1 protein-coding gene is annotated in these 232 nt (G+C 43.1%); it reads right to left on the bottom strand.

Translation table 11 applies throughout. The features are described from left to right. The coding region (locus GOU96_RS18550) for a lipocalin family protein (protein WP_324702143.1) at positions 1–198 on the bottom strand (198 nt) is incomplete at its 3' end. Positions 199–232: the final 34 nt, after the last annotated feature.

Below are 232 nucleotides of genomic sequence, written 5' to 3'. Positions count from 1 at the left end.
GCCACCATCATTTCGAACACGGTATTCCGCTGTAACCTGACTTAAACCTTTTTCAAAGGAGTGATCGAGTCGAGCGACTTCGTACCATTTACCTAAATAGTTGTTCAGTTCAAAATCCAACACTGGTTTTACTGACTCGGGCATGCCCAAGCAGCCATTTAATAAAACAGAGCAAAGAATCAAAAAGATAGCTCTCATGATATCTCCAAATACCTAACGCCCGCCTAAGGGG

The sequence above is a fragment of the Vibrio sp. R-1 genome (assembly GCF_035615595.1).
GTDB lineage: Bacteria > Pseudomonadota > Gammaproteobacteria > Enterobacterales > Vibrionaceae > Vibrio > Vibrio cholerae.
Note: the sequence above shows the minus strand (reverse complement) of the source record. Positions and strands in the feature narration are given on the sequence as shown.